Annotated in this window: 11 protein-coding genes; 6 read left to right on the forward strand and 5 right to left on the reverse strand. The window is 61.7% G+C overall.

The annotated features are described in order from the left end of the window. Positions 1–248 (forward strand): phosphoribosylaminoimidazolesuccinocarboxamide synthase (locus CS006_RS05740; protein ID WP_279324823.1); only part of this gene is annotated, 248 nt, incomplete at its 5' end. 192 nt (positions 249–440) lie between these two features. On the opposite strand, the gene CS006_RS05745 is transcribed toward CS006_RS05740, so the two are convergent. Beyond that, positions 441–2,714: a pentapeptide repeat-containing protein gene (locus tag CS006_RS05745; protein ID WP_100510818.1), complete on the reverse strand. Its 2,274-nt coding sequence runs from the start codon at positions 2,712–2,714 to the stop codon at positions 441–443. Between the two features lie 799 nt (positions 2,715–3,513). Between CS006_RS05745 and CS006_RS05750 the strand changes: the two genes are divergently transcribed. Beyond that, positions 3,514–4,359: an HAD family hydrolase gene (locus CS006_RS05750; RefSeq protein WP_100510819.1), complete on the forward strand. Its 846-nt coding sequence runs from the start codon at positions 3,514–3,516 to the stop codon at positions 4,357–4,359. Between the two features lie 95 nt (positions 4,360–4,454). Here the strand turns inward: CS006_RS05750 and CS006_RS05755 are convergent, their stop codons facing one another. Further along, positions 4,455–5,489, reverse strand: a complete 1,035-nt coding sequence (locus CS006_RS05755; RefSeq protein WP_100510820.1) for an exonuclease domain-containing protein — start codon at positions 5,487–5,489, stop codon at positions 4,455–4,457. A 45-nt stretch (positions 5,490–5,534) separates the two neighbouring features. Between CS006_RS05755 and CS006_RS10675 the strand changes: the two genes are divergently transcribed. The 3 genes from CS006_RS10675 (at position 5,535) to CS006_RS05765 (ending at position 13,992) form a co-directional block, all read left to right on the forward strand. Beyond that, entirely contained in the window at positions 5,535–5,753 is a 219-nt protein-coding gene (locus CS006_RS10675; protein WP_133119536.1) for a hypothetical protein, read from the forward strand. A gap of 336 nt (positions 5,754–6,089) precedes the next feature. Beyond that, positions 6,090–9,716, forward strand: coding sequence for a DNA-directed RNA polymerase subunit beta (gene rpoB / locus CS006_RS05760; protein WP_100510821.1), 3,627 nt, complete (start codon positions 6,090–6,092; stop codon positions 9,714–9,716). A gap of 142 nt (positions 9,717–9,858) precedes the next feature. Next, on the forward strand, positions 9,859–13,992 hold the full coding sequence (locus CS006_RS05765) for a DNA-directed RNA polymerase subunit beta' (RefSeq protein ID WP_100510822.1): 4,134 nt from the start codon (positions 9,859–9,861) through the stop codon (positions 13,990–13,992). 145 nt (positions 13,993–14,137) lie between these two features. On the opposite strand, the gene CS006_RS05770 is transcribed toward CS006_RS05765, so the two are convergent. Further along, positions 14,138–15,448: a putative ABC transporter permease gene (locus CS006_RS05770; RefSeq protein ID WP_100510823.1), complete on the reverse strand. Its 1,311-nt coding sequence runs from the start codon at positions 15,446–15,448 to the stop codon at positions 14,138–14,140. Between the two features lie 143 nt (positions 15,449–15,591). Here CS006_RS05770 and CS006_RS05775 point away from each other — a divergent pair, with 143 nt between their 5' ends. Continuing rightward, positions 15,592–16,161, forward strand: a complete 570-nt coding sequence (locus CS006_RS05775; RefSeq protein WP_100510824.1) for an FHA domain-containing protein — start codon at positions 15,592–15,594, stop codon at positions 16,159–16,161. Between the two features lie 28 nt (positions 16,162–16,189). Here the strand turns inward: CS006_RS05775 and CS006_RS05780 are convergent, their stop codons facing one another. Next, positions 16,190–16,759: a variant leucine-rich repeat-containing protein gene (locus CS006_RS05780; RefSeq protein ID WP_100510826.1), complete on the reverse strand. Its 570-nt coding sequence runs from the start codon at positions 16,757–16,759 to the stop codon at positions 16,190–16,192. Between the two features lie 7 nt (positions 16,760–16,766). Then, positions 16,767–17,744, reverse strand: coding sequence for a PP2C family protein-serine/threonine phosphatase (locus tag CS006_RS05785; protein WP_100510827.1), 978 nt, complete (start codon positions 17,742–17,744; stop codon positions 16,767–16,769). Position 17,745 lies beyond the last annotated feature (1 nt).

Below are 17,745 nucleotides of genomic sequence, written 5' to 3' on the forward strand. Positions count from 1 at the left end.
ACTTCAAGATCGAGGAGGGAAGAACCTCCGACGGCGCCATTCTTCTGGCCGACGAGATCACCCCCGACACCTGCCGACTATGGGATCTCAAGGACGGCAACGGCGGCAAGGACGACGACGGCGCCATCGAACACCTCGACAAGGACCTCTTCCGTCGCGGACTCGGCAGCATCATCCCCGCCTACGAGGAGATCTACGCCCGCCTCACCGCCCTGGCCGAAGCCGAGGGTGTGGAGCGTGCCGAGTAGGACAGTTGCATTTATATGATTTGTTCGGCGGTGATGTATGTGACTATATGTATCAATGCATCACCGCCATTGTCAGTGAATCTATGAAATGAGATTTGTTGCAAAACAGATGAAATGCCGAATGTCGGCGTTTGATGCTTACTTCGAGAAATATCTTGTGGCAAAAGTCTATCCTCGATTAGAGGATTAGAGTTATCTGCCGATTGCTCGTGTATAAAAACAATTTTTTAACTCGATAAAAGCCTGACTCGCATATCTGAATGTAAGTAAAGAAAACGAATGCATTTCGACTGTGTCGAAATATACATCTTGTGAGAAGAATGCGTCATCGAAAGTAGCGCTTTTTTTAAAGACCGCATTACTGAATTCGGTTTCTTTGCCTTGCTCGCAGAATAAATCATGCAGTTCGTTACTGACTTGAGCCGGTGCAGTAAAGCCTTGGAAGAGCGCTTTTTCAAAAGTGACATGATCTTTGAAAATCGCGCCGATGAAACATGCGCTTCCGCGTACTTTAATCTCTGAAAAGACAACTTCAGAATTAAACACGGTATCTGCGAAGTTTACGCTTCTATTGAAAAAGTTTCCATTGAAATGTGCGTCACGGAAAGTCGTGTTTGAAATAAAGGTGGCATGGTTGAAGTCTGCATATTCATCAAAAACAACTTGAGCAAAATATGCAGATTTTACGAATTGTGCATTTTGGAAGGAGGCATGATTGAGGAAAAGGCTGCTGCTACAAACCTCTGCTGATAGAGGATATCCCATGCCAAAAGTAGCGAAATCCTCAAACTGGACTTCATCAAAGTCAGCTATTCCGACGAACGTCGTTCCTGTAAGTAGAGCTGGCCTTTTAAAACGAGATTTTGTAAAGAGTGCTTCCTTATTGAATATTGTGTTGAAAAATACTGCATCGTTTTCAAAAATCGTCTTGGTAAAATCTGCAACTTCGAGAAAAAGTGTTGTTTTGCATTGGAATTCGTTATGAAAATAAGCCTCGTGAAAATCGACGCGATGACGTAGCTCTATATTTGATAGGTCCACATCTTCCGTCACATGCATGCCGTGGAAGTCGAAGGTGTAATCGTTCCAAAGACGTTTGCGCATGACGGAGTTTTCGACGTTTTCCGGCTTTTGCAGGTGTTCGCGCATGGTGGCGAAGATGGTGGATTCCACGGCCTTGTCATTCTGAATGCCGGTGTCGTCCTTGTAGTCGCTGCGGTCGCTGCGGAGGTATCCGCACAGGATGTCGACCACGCGCTGCCGATAACCGGCGTAATGGTCGGCGATGTCGACGAGCGCGTTGACGCCCGCGATGCGGACGGCGGCCTTATCGTGACCAAGCTGGTTGATGGCCGTCTGCAACTGGTCGTCAATGCGTTTCATCTCGGCCTGTTCATGGTCCTGCCGTAGTTTGGCGTCGGCGAGGTCGTTGGCGCGGATGCCTTCCTTACCCTCCTTGTATTTCAGGACCACATAGCTGATGGCGCCGAGGCCGCCGATGGTGGTGAGGGCGACTTTGACGATGTCGAGTATGGTCAGATTGTTCGGAAGTGTTCCATTGACGGTCATAGGCGCCCATATAAATCGTCCGCTCCATAGCGATCCAAGGGCTGTGAACAGCAGGAGCGCGGTTACGGTCCAGAATAGGATTGCGCGGAACAGCGGCGCGTGAATCGACTTGGTATCGGTGTCGGCGGAGCTGGAACCGAAAAAATAGCGGTGGATACTCGCAATGTGAGTGTTCAAAGGTGCATTGGGCCAGTCGTTCTTGAGCCACTGACTCCATGATTCGTCTTTGGAGATTACTGATTGGGCTGAAGTCAGCCTGAGCAGAGGGGCGAACAGAATCGCAACTGTGATAATAAGCCCTGACCATAGCAGTGCGGCACAAGCAAGAAACAGTCCCCAATGTGAGAGGAAATCGCCTATGGCGAAGAAATCCCAATAAGTGTTGAGATTCTGCAATTTGCCGAGGCCGAGATTGAAAAGTCCATATATGCCGACAGCTACTGCCGTGATTGAGCAAGCCAATAGCACGAAACCGATATAGAAAACGAGAAAACGACGGATGGGGCGTGTACCTCGGGTGTTCGTTCTATGTTGCATAGTCGCTGACGCGATGCGTGCGACCTGTATGAGGAAGTATCGCGCGATTATTGCAATGACCATTATCAGAACGACGATGATGAGCGCAGCGAGTAGTGGGACAAAATAGAACCGTACGCCAAATCCCGTCCACGGTGTGGCCGGATGAAAGACGAAATCGCAGATTCGCACCATCTGAATAATCATCCACGAAAGAACACATCCAAGGGTAACCAGCAAGATCGCAAAGACAACCGGCAAGATTGTCAGCCCGATTGCCTTTAGCCAAGATTTCTGAGGTGACGGAGTCGTTGATGCGGTTTGCGGAGGAATTGAACCAGTCGCCGTGTCGGTTGTCGGCTGTTGCTCGGAATCCGTCATGGAATCGTCCTTACTTTCGTCGCATTGTATGGTGAGCGAAGCAATGCTCTTTGATGATAGCTCGGTGTTATATGGGTAAGAGGTTTACGTGGATGGTGAGGATTGTGCATGGTCTAGAGAATCGGGAAAATTGTGAGGCACCGCATTTGTTCATCGGAATCGAGTGATGGGGATGGATTGCAACTTTTTTTGGGGAATTTGTGATGTTGTCCATCGGATTTAAGCCGAAATCGATGGATTGCGTTGCAAAACGGAATTTTTGCGGCGTAGTCCATCGTAATTCGTGAAACGGTATGGAAAGAATGTTGGAATCATGCGGTTTTTGAAATTTGAGATATTGAAATATCATGGATTGCGCCGCATTTTTGCAAATCTGCGACCCAATCCATGGGAGTGAGGCGATATGCGATAGATTGCGTTGCAAAATCATCGAAATGCAATGTCGTCCATCAAGATTGAGACGAGTGATGGTTAACGTCGCGAATCTGAGCTCCTCTGCGTTGATTCGTGCGCAACGGATGGGAATCGTGCGCCGCTTCCGGCTCCTGTTCGTTGCGCATGGTCCGGCGGGCGGGAATCGTGGGGATGCTTTGGTTCCCATCGGTTGTGGATTGCGTGATCAATGGGAACCGGGGTGGAGGATTCCGTTTATTGGGGACGAGGCGGGGATGCATTGTGGGCAGCGTCGCTTACGGGGGTGCAGCAGGGGCGTATCGGGGACGAAGCGGGATGGCGGATTGCGCCGCGGTCGTTACTGTCGGGTGCAATAGAGAAACAGGAACGTACGCGAGGAGGAATCATGGCTTCCAACGGCAAACTGGTGTTCATCGATATCGACGGCACGCTGGCGGACGACGACCACATCGTCCCCGAATCGGCGAAGAAGGCGTGCCGCGAGGCGCAGGCCAACGGGCATCGGCTGTTCATCTGCACCGGGCGCTCGCTGCCCAAGATCGAGCGCAGCATCCTCGACCTCGGATTCGACGGCGTGGTCTCCGTCGCCGGTGCACAGGCGAATCTCGGCGACCGCGTGCTTTTCCAGCATTTCATCACACCCGAGGCCATCGACGCGGCGACCGCATACTTCAAACGTCACGACATCGAAAGCTACCAGTGGCAGGGCGCCGACGGCATGTACATCTCGCAGGGGTATCTGCGGCATCTTCAGGCGAAGAAGTCGGCGTGGAACAGCGGCGAGTTCTCCAGATACTGGCATGTGATCGACGACGTGGAGATTCCCGAGGGCTCCACGCTCGGTCACGTGATCCGCGCCAGCAAGGGCTCGTACTTCTCCAAGCCCGACCCGGACGTGAGCTTCGAGGACGTGCAGCGCGACCTCTCCCCGTGGTTCACCACCGTGCATGCGTCGTATGACCGCATCTCGCCGAACAACGGCGAGCTGCTTATCAACGGCGTGGACAAGGGTACGGCCGTGCGCGACGTGGCCGCGGCCCTCGGATGCGACATCGCAGACACCATCGCCATCGGAGACAGCGACAACGACACCGCCATGCTGAAGATGGCCGGAACAAGCGTGGCCATGGGCAATGCGATCCACGGCATCAAGGATTTCGTGGATATCGTGACCACCGACATCCATGACGACGGCCTCGCCAACGCCTTCGTCACACTCGGACTGGTGTGATGGGGTATTACTGAGATGCGTTTGTCATCAAGGCGCGGACGGCGAAGGCGTACAAAGGTACGTCGAGCCGTCCGCAACGCGGATGACACTCCATCTCAGACGTCGACGCCGTTGGCGAGGGCGGCTTTGAGCCATTGCTCGCTCACGATGGGGATGTCGTAGGCGCGCGCCTTACGGGCTTTGGTCGATTCCGTGTCCACATCGGCGGCGACCACGAGACGCACCTTTTTGGTGACCGACGGCCAGACCGTGATGCCCACGGCCGCGAGATCGTCCACCCAGTCCGCACGGCGCTGCGACATCGCGCCGGTGAGCACGATGCGGTCGCCTTCGCGCAGGCGCACCGGGGGAGCGGGCGTGCGCGAATCGACGTCGGATCTGATGACGGTTCCGTCGTCGGACATCCGTTCGCGGCCGGTCATATGGGAGGGCCGCGGCATCCAACGGGCGATGTCGCCGTCGATTCGCGGCCATGGCGCCCGTTCGGCGGCGTCGAGGCGCGCATCCCATCCCGGCCAGTCGGGAACCATGCGCATGTATTCGCGCAGCAGCAATGCCGTGGCGTGCGCGTCGCTCAATGCACTGTGCGCGTCCGGATTGCCGATGCCGAACCGTCGGCAGCAGTCGGCGAGCGAGCGGACGCCGAGCAGACGGCTGCCGAGTCTCATCGTGCACAGCATCGTGGAGGAGCTGTCGCGGAGTGTCACTGCATCGTCATGGGATGCGGTCTCGCGGTTGCGGCGGGTGGAGGCGCCGTCATGAACGGGGACGTCGTAGCCGAGACGGGCGTATTCGCAGCGCAGCACGCGCGAATCGAAGGCCGCGTTATGCGCCACGAACACGCGGCCGGCCAGGTATCCGCGCAACTGGCGGGCGATGCCCTCGAAATCGGGGGCATGCTTGAGGTCGCCGGCTCGGATGCGATGCAGGCTCTGCATGCCGAGGTCTCGACGTACATGGATCAGCGTTTCGTCCTCATGCTCGATGCTGCCGTCGGAATCAAGCAGGACAACGCCGATTTCGATGGCTCGGTCGCCTCGCTCCGGCACCAGTCCCGTGGTTTCGAAATCCACCACCGCGAATCCTCGGGTTCCCGACGGCTGTGTCGACGGCTGTGTCGGCGATGGCATGGGGACTCCCTTCTACGGTTCCGGCGGTCGGACCATACTGATGGTATGACAACGAACGGAACGAATGAAAACCGCGATGGCGCGAATGACGCTGGGACCTCGAAATCCGGTTGGAAAGACATCGGCCGGAACAAGCCCGGTTGGAACGCCGGATGGGGCAACGGCAAGATCCGCGGCAAGGGACGCGGCTTTGTCGCCGGCCGTCATGGGGGAACTCCGTTCAAGGCGACGGGCCATAAAGGCGGCATCAGCAGGCAGGGGTAGGAAAGTCGGACCGATGTGTCTCCGTGTCGTTTCCTTTCTCCCCTCAGTCTGCGTTCGCCGACGGCTCCCCTCTCGGAGGAGAGCCTGTGGGCTGGGGTGTGGTCGGTCGCGCCGACGGGCTTCTCCTTCCGAGGAAGAACGCAGAATCGATGAGTCCGAGAAGCATACACGCTTGGTTGCGCGACACGCGAGAATATGGTATCCTTTTGACGATTAGCGACGTGTGTCATATAGCGGGCATGCATCAACTGGGGGAACTGCCCGCGAAGGTTGTATCATTGCGGCCGCCGTTCCCTGGCGTATGGAATAACAGCGAACGAGAAGGACTATCCCATCTTGGCTGCCGAAAGCACACAAAACAGTACCACCAAGGTCTACGCTCGCGCCGACGAGCATGACATCAAGCTGCACAAGGCCTCCAACCGCGTGAACTTCGGTTCCATCAAGGAACCCATCGACGTCCCCTACCTGCTGGGCGTCCAGACCGATAGCTTCGACTGGCTCATCGGCAACGAGCGCTGGAAGAAGCGCGTCGAGGAGGACGAGGCCAAGGGCACGAACACCGTTCCCCACACCTCCGGTCTGGAGGAGGTCTTCAGCGAGATCTCCCCGATCGAGAACTTCGCCCAGACCATGAGCCTGACGTTCTCCAACCCCTACTTCGAAGAGCCGCGCCACACCGTGCAGGAGTGCAAGGAGAAGGACTACACCTACTCCGCCCCGCTGTACGTGAACGCCGAGTTCTGCAACAACGACACCGGCGAGATCAAGTCCCAGACCGTGTTCATGGGCGATTTCCCGCTGCAGACCCCGCACGGCACCTTCATCATCGGCGGCACCGAGCGTGTCATCGTCTCCCAGCTCGTGCGTTCCCCGGGCGTGTACTTCGACCGCTCCCGCGACAGGACGAGCGACAAGGAGGTCTTCGGTGCGAAGATCATCCCGAGCCGCGGCGCTTGGCTTGAGTTCGAGATCGACAAGCGCGACGTCCTCGGCGTGCGCGTGGACCGCAAGCGTAAGCAGTCCGCCATCATCTTCCTCGAGGCCATCGGCATGACCGAGCGCGAGATCCACGACTCCTTCCAGGGCTACCCGCTGGTGCTCGACGCCCTCGCCAAGGAGATGGACGCCATCACGCCGAAGGACTCCAACGGCCGTCCGCTGATCGACCAGCGTCCGAACGACGAGGAGATCCAGAACCACGCCCTCACCGAGCTCTACCGCCGCATCCGTCCGGGCGACACCGCCACCCCGGAGGCCGGCCGCAACCTGCTCGACTCCTTCTACTTCAACACCAAGCGCTACGATCTGGCCCGCGTCGGCCGCTACAAGATCAACCGCAAGCTCGGCCTCGAAGGCGATGTGAACGACCGCAGCCTCAAGCTTGACGACATCGTCGCCACGCTGAAGTATCTGGTCACGCTGCACGCCGGCGAGGACAAGTTCCCGGGCAAGCGCAACGGTGAGGACATCGAGCTGCGCGTCGACGTGGACGATATCGACCACTTCGGCAACCGCCGCATCCGCCAGGTCGGCGAGCTGATCCAGAACCAGCTGCGCACCGGTCTTTCCCGCATGGAGCGCGTGGTGCGCGAGCGCATGACCACGCAGGACGCCGAGGCCATCACGCCGCAGTCCCTGCTGAACATCCGCCCCGTGGCCGCGACCATCAAGGAGTTCTTCGGAACCTCCCAGCTCTCGCAGTTCATGGACCAGAACAACCCGTTGGCCGGCATCACCAACAAGCGCCGCCTTTCGGCCCTGGGCCCCGGCGGTCTGTCCCGCGACCGCGCCTCCATGGAGGTGCGAGACGTGCACCCGTCCCACTTCGGACGTATGTGCCCGATCGAGTCCCCTGAAGGCCCGAACATCGGTCTGATCGGCTCCCTCGCGACCTTCGGCCGCGTGAACCCGTTCGGCTTCATCGAGACGCCGTACCGCAAGGTCGTCGATGGTCAGGTGACCAACGACGTCGTGTACATGACGGCCGACCAGGAGAACGACCACATCATCGCCCAGGCCAACCAGGAGCTCGACGACAACGGCCGCTTCGTGCACGAGGACGCCCTTGCTCGAGCCAACGAGGAAGAGGCCGTCGATGTGCCGGTGAGCTCCGTCGACTACATGGACGTCTCGCCTCGACAGATGGTCTCCGTCGGCGCCTCGCTGATCCCGTTCCTTGAGCATGACGAGGGCCACCGAGCACTGATGGGCGCCAACATGCAGCGTCAGGCCGTGCCGCTGATCCAGTCCGAGCGTCCGCTGGTCGGTACCGGCGGCGAATGGCGCGCCGCCGTCGATTCCGGCGACGTCGTGCTCGCCGAGAAGGACGGCGTGGTGACCTACTGCTCCGCCGACATGATCCGCGTGATGAACGACGACGGCACCACCAGCTCCTACAAGCTGGCCAAGTTCCAGCGCTCCAACCAGACCACCTGCTACAACCAGGTGCCGCTCATCCACGAGGGCGAGCGTGTGGAGAAGGGCTCCGTGCTGGCCGACGGCCCCGCCACCCAGAAGGGCGAGATGGCCCTGGGCAAGAACCTGCTGGTCGCCTTCATGCCGTGGAACGGCTACAACTACGAGGACGCCATCATCATCTCCCAGCGCCTCGTGCAGGACGACACCCTCAGCTCCATCCACATCGAGGAGTACGAGATCGACGCCCGCGAGACCAAGCTGGGCGCCGAGGAGATCACGCGCGACCTGCCGAACGTGAGCGAGGACGCGGTGAGCAACCTCGACGAGCGCGGCATCATCCGCATCGGCGCCGAGGTCGAGGCCGGCGACATCCTCGTCGGCAAGGTCACGCCGAAGGGCGAGACCGAGCTGACCCCGGAGGAGCGTCTGCTGCGCGCCATCTTCGGCGAGAAGTCCCGCGAGGTGCGCGACACCTCCCTGCGTGTGCCCCACGGCGAGACCGGTACGGTCATCGCCGTCAAGGAGATCACCAAGGAGGACGCCGAGGAGGACGGCGACGAGCTGCCCACCGGTGTGAACCACATGATCCGCGTGTACATTGCACAGCACCGCAAGATCACCGTGGGCGACAAGATGGCCGGCCGTCACGGCAACAAGGGCTGCATCTCCCGTATCCTGCCGGAGGAGGACATGCCGTTCCTCGCCGACGGTACGCCGGTCGACATCATGCTCAACCCGCTGGGCGTGCCTTCCCGAATGAACCTCGGCCAGGTGCTCGAGCTGCACCTCGGCTGGATCGCGCATTCCGGCTGGGACATCAACATCGACCCGAACCTCGAGGCCGAGTGGAAGAAGCACATCCCCGAAGGCGCCGAGAAGGCCGAGCCGAACACCCCGGTCGCCACCCCGGTGTTCGACGGCGTGCACCAGGACGCCCTCAGCGGCCTGCTGCGCACCACGCTGCCGAACCGCGACGGCGACAAGCTCGTCGGCGACGACGGCAAGGCCGTGCTGTTCGACGGCCGTACCGGCGAGCCCTTCGGTCGTCCGATCTCCGTGGGCTACATGTACATGCTGAAGCTGCACCACCTGGTCGACGACAAGATTCACGCCCGTTCCACCGGTCCGTACTCGATGATCACGCAGCAGCCGCTGGGCGGCAAGGCCCAGTTCGGTGGCCAGCGCTTCGGCGAGATGGAGGTGTGGGCCCTCGAGGCCTACGGCGCCGCCTACACGCTGCACGAGATGATGACCATCAAGTCCGATGACGTCGACGGCCGCGTGCGCGTCTACGGTGCCATCGTCAAGGGCGACAACCTGCCGCCGGCAGGCATCCCCGAGTCCTTCAAGGTGCTGCTCAAGGAAATGCAGTCCCTGTCGCTGAACGTCGAGGTGCTCAACGCCGAAGGCGTCGCCATCGACATGAAGGAAGAGGACGACGACCCCGTCTCCGCCGCGGACGACCTGGGCTTCAACATCGGTGCCCGCCCCGAGGCCGGCTCCAACGCCCCCGCCGACTCCGAGGAGCCGCAGTACCGCTGACGCCAGGCCGACACGACGCCGCACCGACCGCGATGACGGTCGGCGGCGCCGCCACGGCACTGTCTAGCAACGCCCGGCCGGCCGCATGCCGGTCGGGCCCCACCCACGTGAAGCAGTAAATTTTCAACAGACAGGACATAGAGTGCTGGACGTTAATGCATTTGACAAACTGAGGATCGGTCTGGCCACCGCCGAGGACATCCGCAACTGGAGCTACGGCGAGGTCAAGAAGCCCGAGACCATCAACTACCGTACCCTCAAGCCGGAGAAGGACGGTCTGTTCGGCGAGCAGATCTTCGGACCGACCCGCGACTGGGAATGCGCCTGCGGCAAGTACAAGCGCGTGCGCTTCAAGGGCATCGTGTGCGAGCGATGCGGCGTCGAGGTGACCAAGTCCCGCGTGCGTCGTGAGCGCATGGGCCACATCGAGCTGGCCGCCCCCGTCACCCACATCTGGTTCTTCAAGGGCGTGCCGAGCCGTCTCGGCTACCTGCTCGACATCCCGCCGAAGTACCTCGAGAAGGTCATCTACTTCGCCGCCTACATGGTGACGAGCGTGGACGAGGAGCAGCGCCACAAGGACATGCCGGACCTGCAGGACGAGTTCGATCTGCGCATCCAGAACCTGGAGAAGGCCCGCGACAATGAGATCCACAAGCGCGCCGTCAAGCTCGAGGAGGACCTTTCCGACCTCGAGTCCACCGGCGAATCCTCCTCCGCCGCCAAGACCAAGCTCAAGAACGGCGCCGAGCGCGACCTCAAGGCCATCCGCAAGCGCTACAACGACGAGATCGCCCGTCACACCGCCGTGTGGGACCGCTTCCAGAGCCTCAAGCCCGGCGACATGGAAGGCGACGTGGACCTGTGGCGCGAGATGGTCGACGACTACGGCGACTACTTCGAAGGCTGCATGGGTGCCGAGGCCATCAAGCAGCGCCTTCACGACTTCGACCTCAAGGCCGAAGCCGAGAACCTGCGCAACGTCATCGCCACGACCAAGCAGGGCCAGCGTAAGGCCCGCGCCCTCAAGCGCCTGAAGGTCATCAACGCCTTCATCTCCACGGGCAACAGCCCCGAGGCCATGGTGCTCGACGTGATCCCGGTCATCCCGCCGGACCTGCGCCCGATGGTGCAGCTCGACGGCGGCCGCTTCGCGACCTCCGACCTCAACGACCTCTACCGTCGTGTGATCAACCGCAACAACCGACTCAAGCGACTGCTCGAGCTCGGCGCCCCGGAGATCATGCTCAACAACGAGAAGCGCATGCTGCAGGAGGCCGTCGACTCCCTGTTCGACAACGGCCGCCGCGGCCGTCCGGTCACCGGCGCCTCCAACCGCCCGCTCAAGTCGCTCTCCGACATGCTCAAGGGCAAGCAGGGCCGCTTCCGTCAGAACCTGCTCGGTAAGCGAGTCGACTACTCCGGCCGTTCCGTGATCGTCGTCGGCCCGTCCCTGCGCATGCACCAGTGCGGTCTGCCGAAGCCGATGGCCCTCGAGCTGTTCAAGCCGTTCGTCATCAAGCGCCTCGTCGACCTCAACTACGCGCAGAACATGAAGAGCGCCAAGCGTCTCGTCGACCGCGGCGACTCCGAGGTGTGGGGCGTGCTCGAAGAGGTCATCGCCGAGCATCCGGTGCTGCTCAACCGTGCACCTACGCTGCACCGTCTGGGCATCCAGGCGTTCGAGCCGATCCTCGTGGAGGGCAAGGCCATCCACCTGCCGCCGCTCGCCTGCGCCGCCTTCAACGCCGACTTCGACGGCGACCAGATGGCCGTCCACCTGCCGCTGAGCGCCGAGGCCCAGGCCGAGGCCCGCTCGCTGATGATGGCGTCCGACAACATCCTCAAGCCCGCCGACGGCCACACCGTGACCATGCCTTCGCAGGATATGATCCTCGGTCTGTACTACCTCTCCACCGTGATCGAGGGAGCCAAGGGCCAGGGCCGCATCTTCTCCTCGCTCGACGAGTGCCGCATGGCCCTCGACCTGCACGAGATCGACCTGCAGGCCAAGGTCCTCATCCGCGTGCCCTCCGACTTCGTGCTGCCGAAGAACTGGGAGCCGGGCGAGGTCAAGGTCGTCGACCCGCGCGACGGCGAGCCCGACACCGTCAAGGAGGAGCGCTTCGCCGACGGCTCCGTGCTGTTCGCGACCAGCTACGGCCGCATCCAGTTCAACAGCACCCTGCCGGTGGACTACCCGTTCGTGAACCACCAGGTGGCCAAGAAGCAGCTCGCCGGCATCGTCGACGACATCGCCTCGCGCTACTCCACCCAGCAGGTGGCCGCCTCCCTCGACGCCCTGAAGGACATGGGCTTCACGCGCGCACCGTGGTCGGGCGTGACCTTCGCCTTCTCCGACGTCATCGAGCCGCCGGAACTCGACGATCTCGTGAACAATTCCGAAGAGGAAGCCCACAAGATCAACAACAACTACAACATCGGTCTGCTTACGGAAGAGGAGCGCCGCCAGGAGCTCATCGACCTGTGGAACGAATGCACCGACAAGGTCTCCAAGGCCGTCGAGGAACACTTCGACCCGCAGAACAACCTGTCGATCATCGTGAAGTCCGGTGCACGAGGAAACATGATGCAGATCAACCAGATCGCCGGCATCCGTGGCCTCGTGGCAAACCCGAAGGGCGAGATCATCCCCCGACCGGTGAAGTCCAACTACCGCGACGGCCTGTCCGTGCTGGAGTACTTCATCTCCCAGCACGGTGCGCGTAAGGGTCTGGCCGATACCGCACTGAAGACCGCGGAGTCGGGTTACCTCACCCGTCGTCTGGTCGACGTCTCTCAGGACGTCATCGTGCGCGAGGAGGACTGCGGCACCAAGCAGGGCCTGAAGATGAAGGTCGCCGAACGCGACGACGACGGCAACCTCGTGCTCGTCTCCGCCGCCGACGGTGGCCCCTACTCCCGTCTGCTCGCGGCCGACGTCATCGATCCGGCCGACGGCGAGACCGTGCTGTACAAGCGTAACGACGCACTGTCCATGGACGTGCTCAACGACCTCGTCGCCCACGGCGTGGAAGAGGTCAAGGCCCGCTCCGTGCTCACCTGCGAATCCAAGCGCGGCGTGTGCGCCAAGTGCTACGGCTGGTCCATGGCCACCAACAAGCTGGTCGACGTCGGCGAGGCCGTCGGCATCGTCGCCGCCCAGTCCATCGGCGAGCCCGGTACCCAGCTGACGCTGCGTTCCTTCCACTCCGGTGGTGTGGCCGCCGCATCCGATATCACCCAGGGTCTTCCCCGTGTCACCGAGCTTTTCGAAGCCCGTACGCCTAAGGGCGAGGCCATGATCGCCGAGTACGACGGCACGGTGAAGGTCGAGGACAACGAGACCGGTCGCACCGTGACGCTCACCCCCGACGACAAGGAGGCCCGCAACTCCGACGGCGACAAGGTCGAGCAGTTCACCTACAAGGTGACCCGCCGCGTGCCGCTGCTGGTGAAGGACGGCGAGCACATCAAGCGCGGCACCAAGCTGTACGAAGGCTCCGTCGACCCGAAGCAGATCCTGCGCATCATGGGCGCCCGCGCCGCGCAGACCAACATCGTCGAGGAAGTGCACACCGTGTACCGCTCGCAGGGTGTGGACATCCACGACAAGCACATCGAGGTCATCGTCCACCAGATGCTGCGCCGCTACACCGTGCTCGACTCCGGCGACACCGAACTGCTGCCGGGCGAGCTCGTGGACAAGGCCCGCTTCAAGGAGATCAACAAGGCCGCCGTCAAGGCCGGCAAGAAGCCCGCGACCGGTCGTCCGGAGCTGATGGGCATCACGAAGGCCTCGCTGGCCACTGATTCGTGGCTGTCCGCCGCCTCCTTCCAGGAGACCACCCGCGTGCTCACCGAAGCCGCCCTGAACCAGAAGGTCGACGACCTCAAGGGCCTCAAGGAGAACGTGATCATCGGTAAGCTGATCCCGGCCGGCACCGGCCTGGCCCGCTACCGCAACGCCAAGGTCGTCCCCGACAAGGCGATTCGCGACACGATCTACCCGAGCTTCGGCCTCAGCGAGGACGACGGTACCAACCTGAACGACCTCTCCGACGCCGATCTGAGCGATGTGGACTTTTCCAACATCGACTTCGGCGACCTGAGCCTGGGCGACGACTTCAACCCCGACGATTTCCTCAACGATCTCGGTGGCGAGTCCGATCTCGGCGACGACAACGCCTCCGGCAACGGTGACAAGGGCATCGACCTCGGCAACCTGCCGGCCGATGGTTCCGACGACACCTCCCTGCCCGGCGACATCAAGTAGTCGATAACAGGCTGACCTGAAAGGAGCCGCAGCCCCCGCTCCGGGGCTGCGGCTCCTTTGTCATATCGGCTGGTGCCGGGGCACATCGGCGATAGCGACGATGAACCCCGGCACCTGATTCGATGCCGATACCTGATTCACGCCATCATACGCGGCCGCTCAATGCCGGATCGATCGTCATCGTCTGGAAACGATGCTGCATGTAGGCGTCATCGAAATGGTTCGCGAAGAACACCTCGATCGGCGAGCCCGGCTCGAATCCCGCGACCCTCGTATACCAGCAGTCCAAAGCCATCAGCGTCATCGTGCCATCGACGAACATGAGCACGAACGCCGCAACTGTGACCGAATAGCGCCACGCCCACGGGATGCGGTTGATGAGCCGCAGCAGATGCGGCAGGCACCAGCGTATCCACAGCAGGCCGAGGCAGCCCCACATGATCATGTACTTGCCGCTCGTGCGTCCGCCGATCGACAGCCACTGGCCGGTGTAGTCCCATGCCGTCACGCCGAACGCCACCTGCATGAACAGGCTGGTCGCATATTCGAACGCGCCGCCGATGATGGCGCTGGCGATGAAGATGAGCAGCGGACGGCTGTCCCACAGACGGTTGAGGAACACGGTGAGCAGCACCGCGCCGAACCCATAGATGGGGGAGAAGGGGCCATACAGCAGGCCGGCGCGATCCTGCCATTCGCCGTTGTACATGGCGAAATGGTAGACGGTCTCGATGCCGAGGCCAACGACGCAGGCCACGACGAACACCCAGAACAGATTGAAGAAGTCCAGCGCGATATATCCTTTGCCGGTCAGATCGCGCCCGACCATGCCGATCTTCGCGGCCTGCTCGAGCTGGTCACGCTCCCTGAGCCGACGAATCATGCGTTGCAGCTCACGCTCCCGGCGCAGCCACGGGTCGGCGGTGACGGAGATCGTCACCAGCAGGATCAACTGGATGAACGGCAGCAGCAGTTCGACATCCAGACCATACAGCGCCAGATCCGACAATCCTTCGACGAGGGTGACGGGAATGAGCGCATACGCCCAACGGGCGGCGTGACGTCGGCGGTTGCGCACCAGCAGGAAGCCGAACACGATGAGGCCGGCGCTGTTCACGACCAGTACGACCGCATGAATGCAGGAGAGGATGAACGTCAGCGATGTATCGACGTTCGACGGGTTCAGCGACCGAACCGCGACGATGATGGCATACACCAGCACCGGCAGCGTGACAAGGCCGTTGATCAGGCACAGGGCGCCGTAGATCTTGGCGATCAGGGGCAGACGACGGCCCTCGAGCGCACGCTCGCCGACGGCCGTCTCGTTGTCGAGCGCCGCCTGCGTGGCGGCCAGCGTGGTGTCTCGCGCGAGGTCGTCGACATCGGGAGACGGAACGGCGGGCACGCCATGTCCTGCCGTTCGTGCGTCATGCTGTGGACGAAGCGGTAATGCCATGTCATCTCCCCGGATGTGAATGAGTAACGACGTGTGCCATCCTAACCGATGCGATGACGCAACTGCGACGCCCGTGGATGCGACGCGGATGGCCGGCGAAAGAAAGACGACGCTTTTACGTGATGTGTGGTAGGAATGAAACCATGACCTCTCATATTCCTTATCCGCCGCCGCCCGAACCGGGCTGGTACGACGACGACAGCACCGTGATCGGCCAGATTCCGGTCATCGCCGACGATGCGCATGCCGATGCCTCCGCTGACATTCCGTCCACCGCGCCCGTCGCCGTGCAGCGGCAGCCCGGATCCGAGCCAGTCGACGATGCCAGCCAGGACTGGGACAGCACCGTGCTTTCGCCGTCCTTCACCATGAAGGAACCCGAGCACAGGTACCGTCTGCACAACGAAAACACCGGTCAGACGGTGGTGCTGGAGAAAAGCACGCTGCTGGGACGCAAGCCGAGCCAGAGCATTCCCGAAGGCGCCACGTCGGTGACGCTGGCGGACCCCACCCGCACGATATCACGCAACCACGCCGCCGTAAGCTTCGACAAGGACGGCGCGCTGTGGATCGAGGACTACGGCTCGCTGAACGGCACGTTCCTCATCGTCAACGGCGAGGAGTCGCAGGTGGTGAAAGGCACGCCCGTGAAGGTGAGCGTGCCCTGCACCGTACGCATCGGCGACCAGTTCTTCTCCCTCGAAGAGGCCTAGGCCGGCCGAATCATCGGAGACACGGAAGTCAGCCGCGCTGGGCGAGCGCGGCGTTGATCGCCGGATCGCCCAGGGAGGCCAGCCAGTTGAGCAGTTCGGGGTAGGTGCTCGGATTCTGCGCGATGTACACGCGCAGCTCGGGCGCATACTGGGCGATCTGCGCGATGGTCATCAGGTCGGTGTTCGGGTCGAGCGCCTGCGCCACCGTGAACCCGTACTGGTTCGTGGCGACCGGCTGCTCGGCCACCTGCTGCACGGGCTGACGCTGCGTCTGAGGCTGCGCCGCGGTCTGCTGCGGCTCGGCGGCGACCGCCGGTTCCTCGTATGCGGGCTGGGCCTGCTGCGGTTCATCCTGCACCGGTTCGGCGGAAGCGGCCTGACCGTACGGGTTCGTGGCGACGAAGCCGCGTTCACGGGCCGTCTCCTTCGCCCTTTCGTCGCCGAATTCGGCGATCCACCTCAGCAGTCCGGGATACGCGCGTTCATGGGCGGCCACGTTGGCGCCGAACTCCGGGTTCTCATAGGCGATCTTCGCGAGAAAGACCGGATCGGCATCCGGATCCTGCACGGCGGCGACTGCGGAGTCATAATCAACCATGGTGTGCTCACTTTCCATTCTGTCCGGCATTGCTCCGGGCGGTTACAGTTCTCAGTGTGTCCAACGTCGAGTCGTCGACGTCGAAGATGTCCTCATTGTGGGCGATTTTCACATACGACCATGAATCGTCGCCTGCGATACCATCGTCAGCCGTGACCTCGCCGTGGCCATCGGACCCGGTGACGTCCACGACGATCACCGTCACGTTATCTCGGCCTCCGGCGTCGAGCGCGGCGGCGACCAGCGCGTTCACGGCGTCCTGCGGCGTCTCGTGCGCGGCGGCGATAGCCGCGATGGAGGCGTTGTCGATCTCCGAATGCAGGCCGTCGGAGCAGACGATGAACCGTCCGGTCAGGTCGGCGCGGAAGAAGTCTGGCTCGATGCCTTCGGGCGCGCCCACGCACTGCGTGATGATGTTGCGCGGCACCAGCTGCTCGGCGAGCTCGGGAAGCATGGCGCCGGTGTCGATGACCTCCTGACGTCGTGAATGGTCCCTCGTGATCTGCACCAGTGACGAGGCCTCCCACGCCGAGCCGTCGGGCGTACGGTCGAGATGATAGGTTCGCGAATCACCGACGTTGACGACGTACCAGACATTGCCGTCACCCGCCTCATGGCCCAGCCGCTGATGGAATCCGAAACCGTCGTCATCGTCCGCGGCGTCGGCGAGCGCGGAGGCGTCGGCGAGAATCAGGCCCGTGGCCGTGGTGCCGGCCACGCCGCCGTATTCAGCGCCGAGCCGCAGCGTCTCCTGCTGCGCGGTCTCGAACGTGGCGCCGATCATCTCCTTGGATCGCGTGGGCTGCTGCGCGAGCGCGTCGAAGCGCTGCAGCGTGCGGCTGCTGGCCTCCTGTCCGGCCACGCCGCCGCCCATGCCGTCGCATACGAGGAACAGGCCGTGACCGATGAGACCGCAGTCCTGGTTCATGCTGCGTTTGCGTCCCACGTCGCTCAGCAGGGCGGCATCGATATGCAGATCGGTCATG

It is taken from the genome of Bifidobacterium primatium, from assembly GCF_002802875.1.
In the GTDB taxonomy this organism is placed as follows: Bacteria; Actinomycetota; Actinomycetes; order Actinomycetales; family Bifidobacteriaceae; genus Galliscardovia; species Galliscardovia primatium.

Coding starts and splice junctions, on each gene's coding strand:
- CS006_RS05745 (WP_100510818.1), bottom strand. CDS start 2,714: ATGACGGATTCCGAGCAACAGCCGACAACCGACACGGCGACTGGTTCA.
- CS006_RS05750 (WP_100510819.1), top strand. CDS start 3,514: ATGGCTTCCAACGGCAAACTGGTGTTCATCGATATCGACGGCACGCTG.
- CS006_RS05755 (WP_100510820.1), bottom strand. CDS start 5,489: ATGCCATCGCCGACACAGCCGTCGACACAGCCGTCGGGAACCCGAGGA.
- CS006_RS10675 (WP_133119536.1), top strand. CDS start 5,535: ATGACAACGAACGGAACGAATGAAAACCGCGATGGCGCGAATGACGCT.
- CS006_RS05770 (WP_100510823.1), bottom strand. CDS start 15,448: ATGGCATTACCGCTTCGTCCACAGCATGACGCACGAACGGCAGGACAT.
- CS006_RS05775 (WP_100510824.1), top strand. CDS start 15,592: ATGACCTCTCATATTCCTTATCCGCCGCCGCCCGAACCGGGCTGGTAC.
- CS006_RS05780 (WP_100510826.1), bottom strand. CDS start 16,759: ATGGTTGATTATGACTCCGCAGTCGCCGCCGTGCAGGATCCGGATGCC.
- CS006_RS05785 (WP_100510827.1), bottom strand. CDS start 17,744: ATGACCGATCTGCATATCGATGCCGCCCTGCTGAGCGACGTGGGACGC.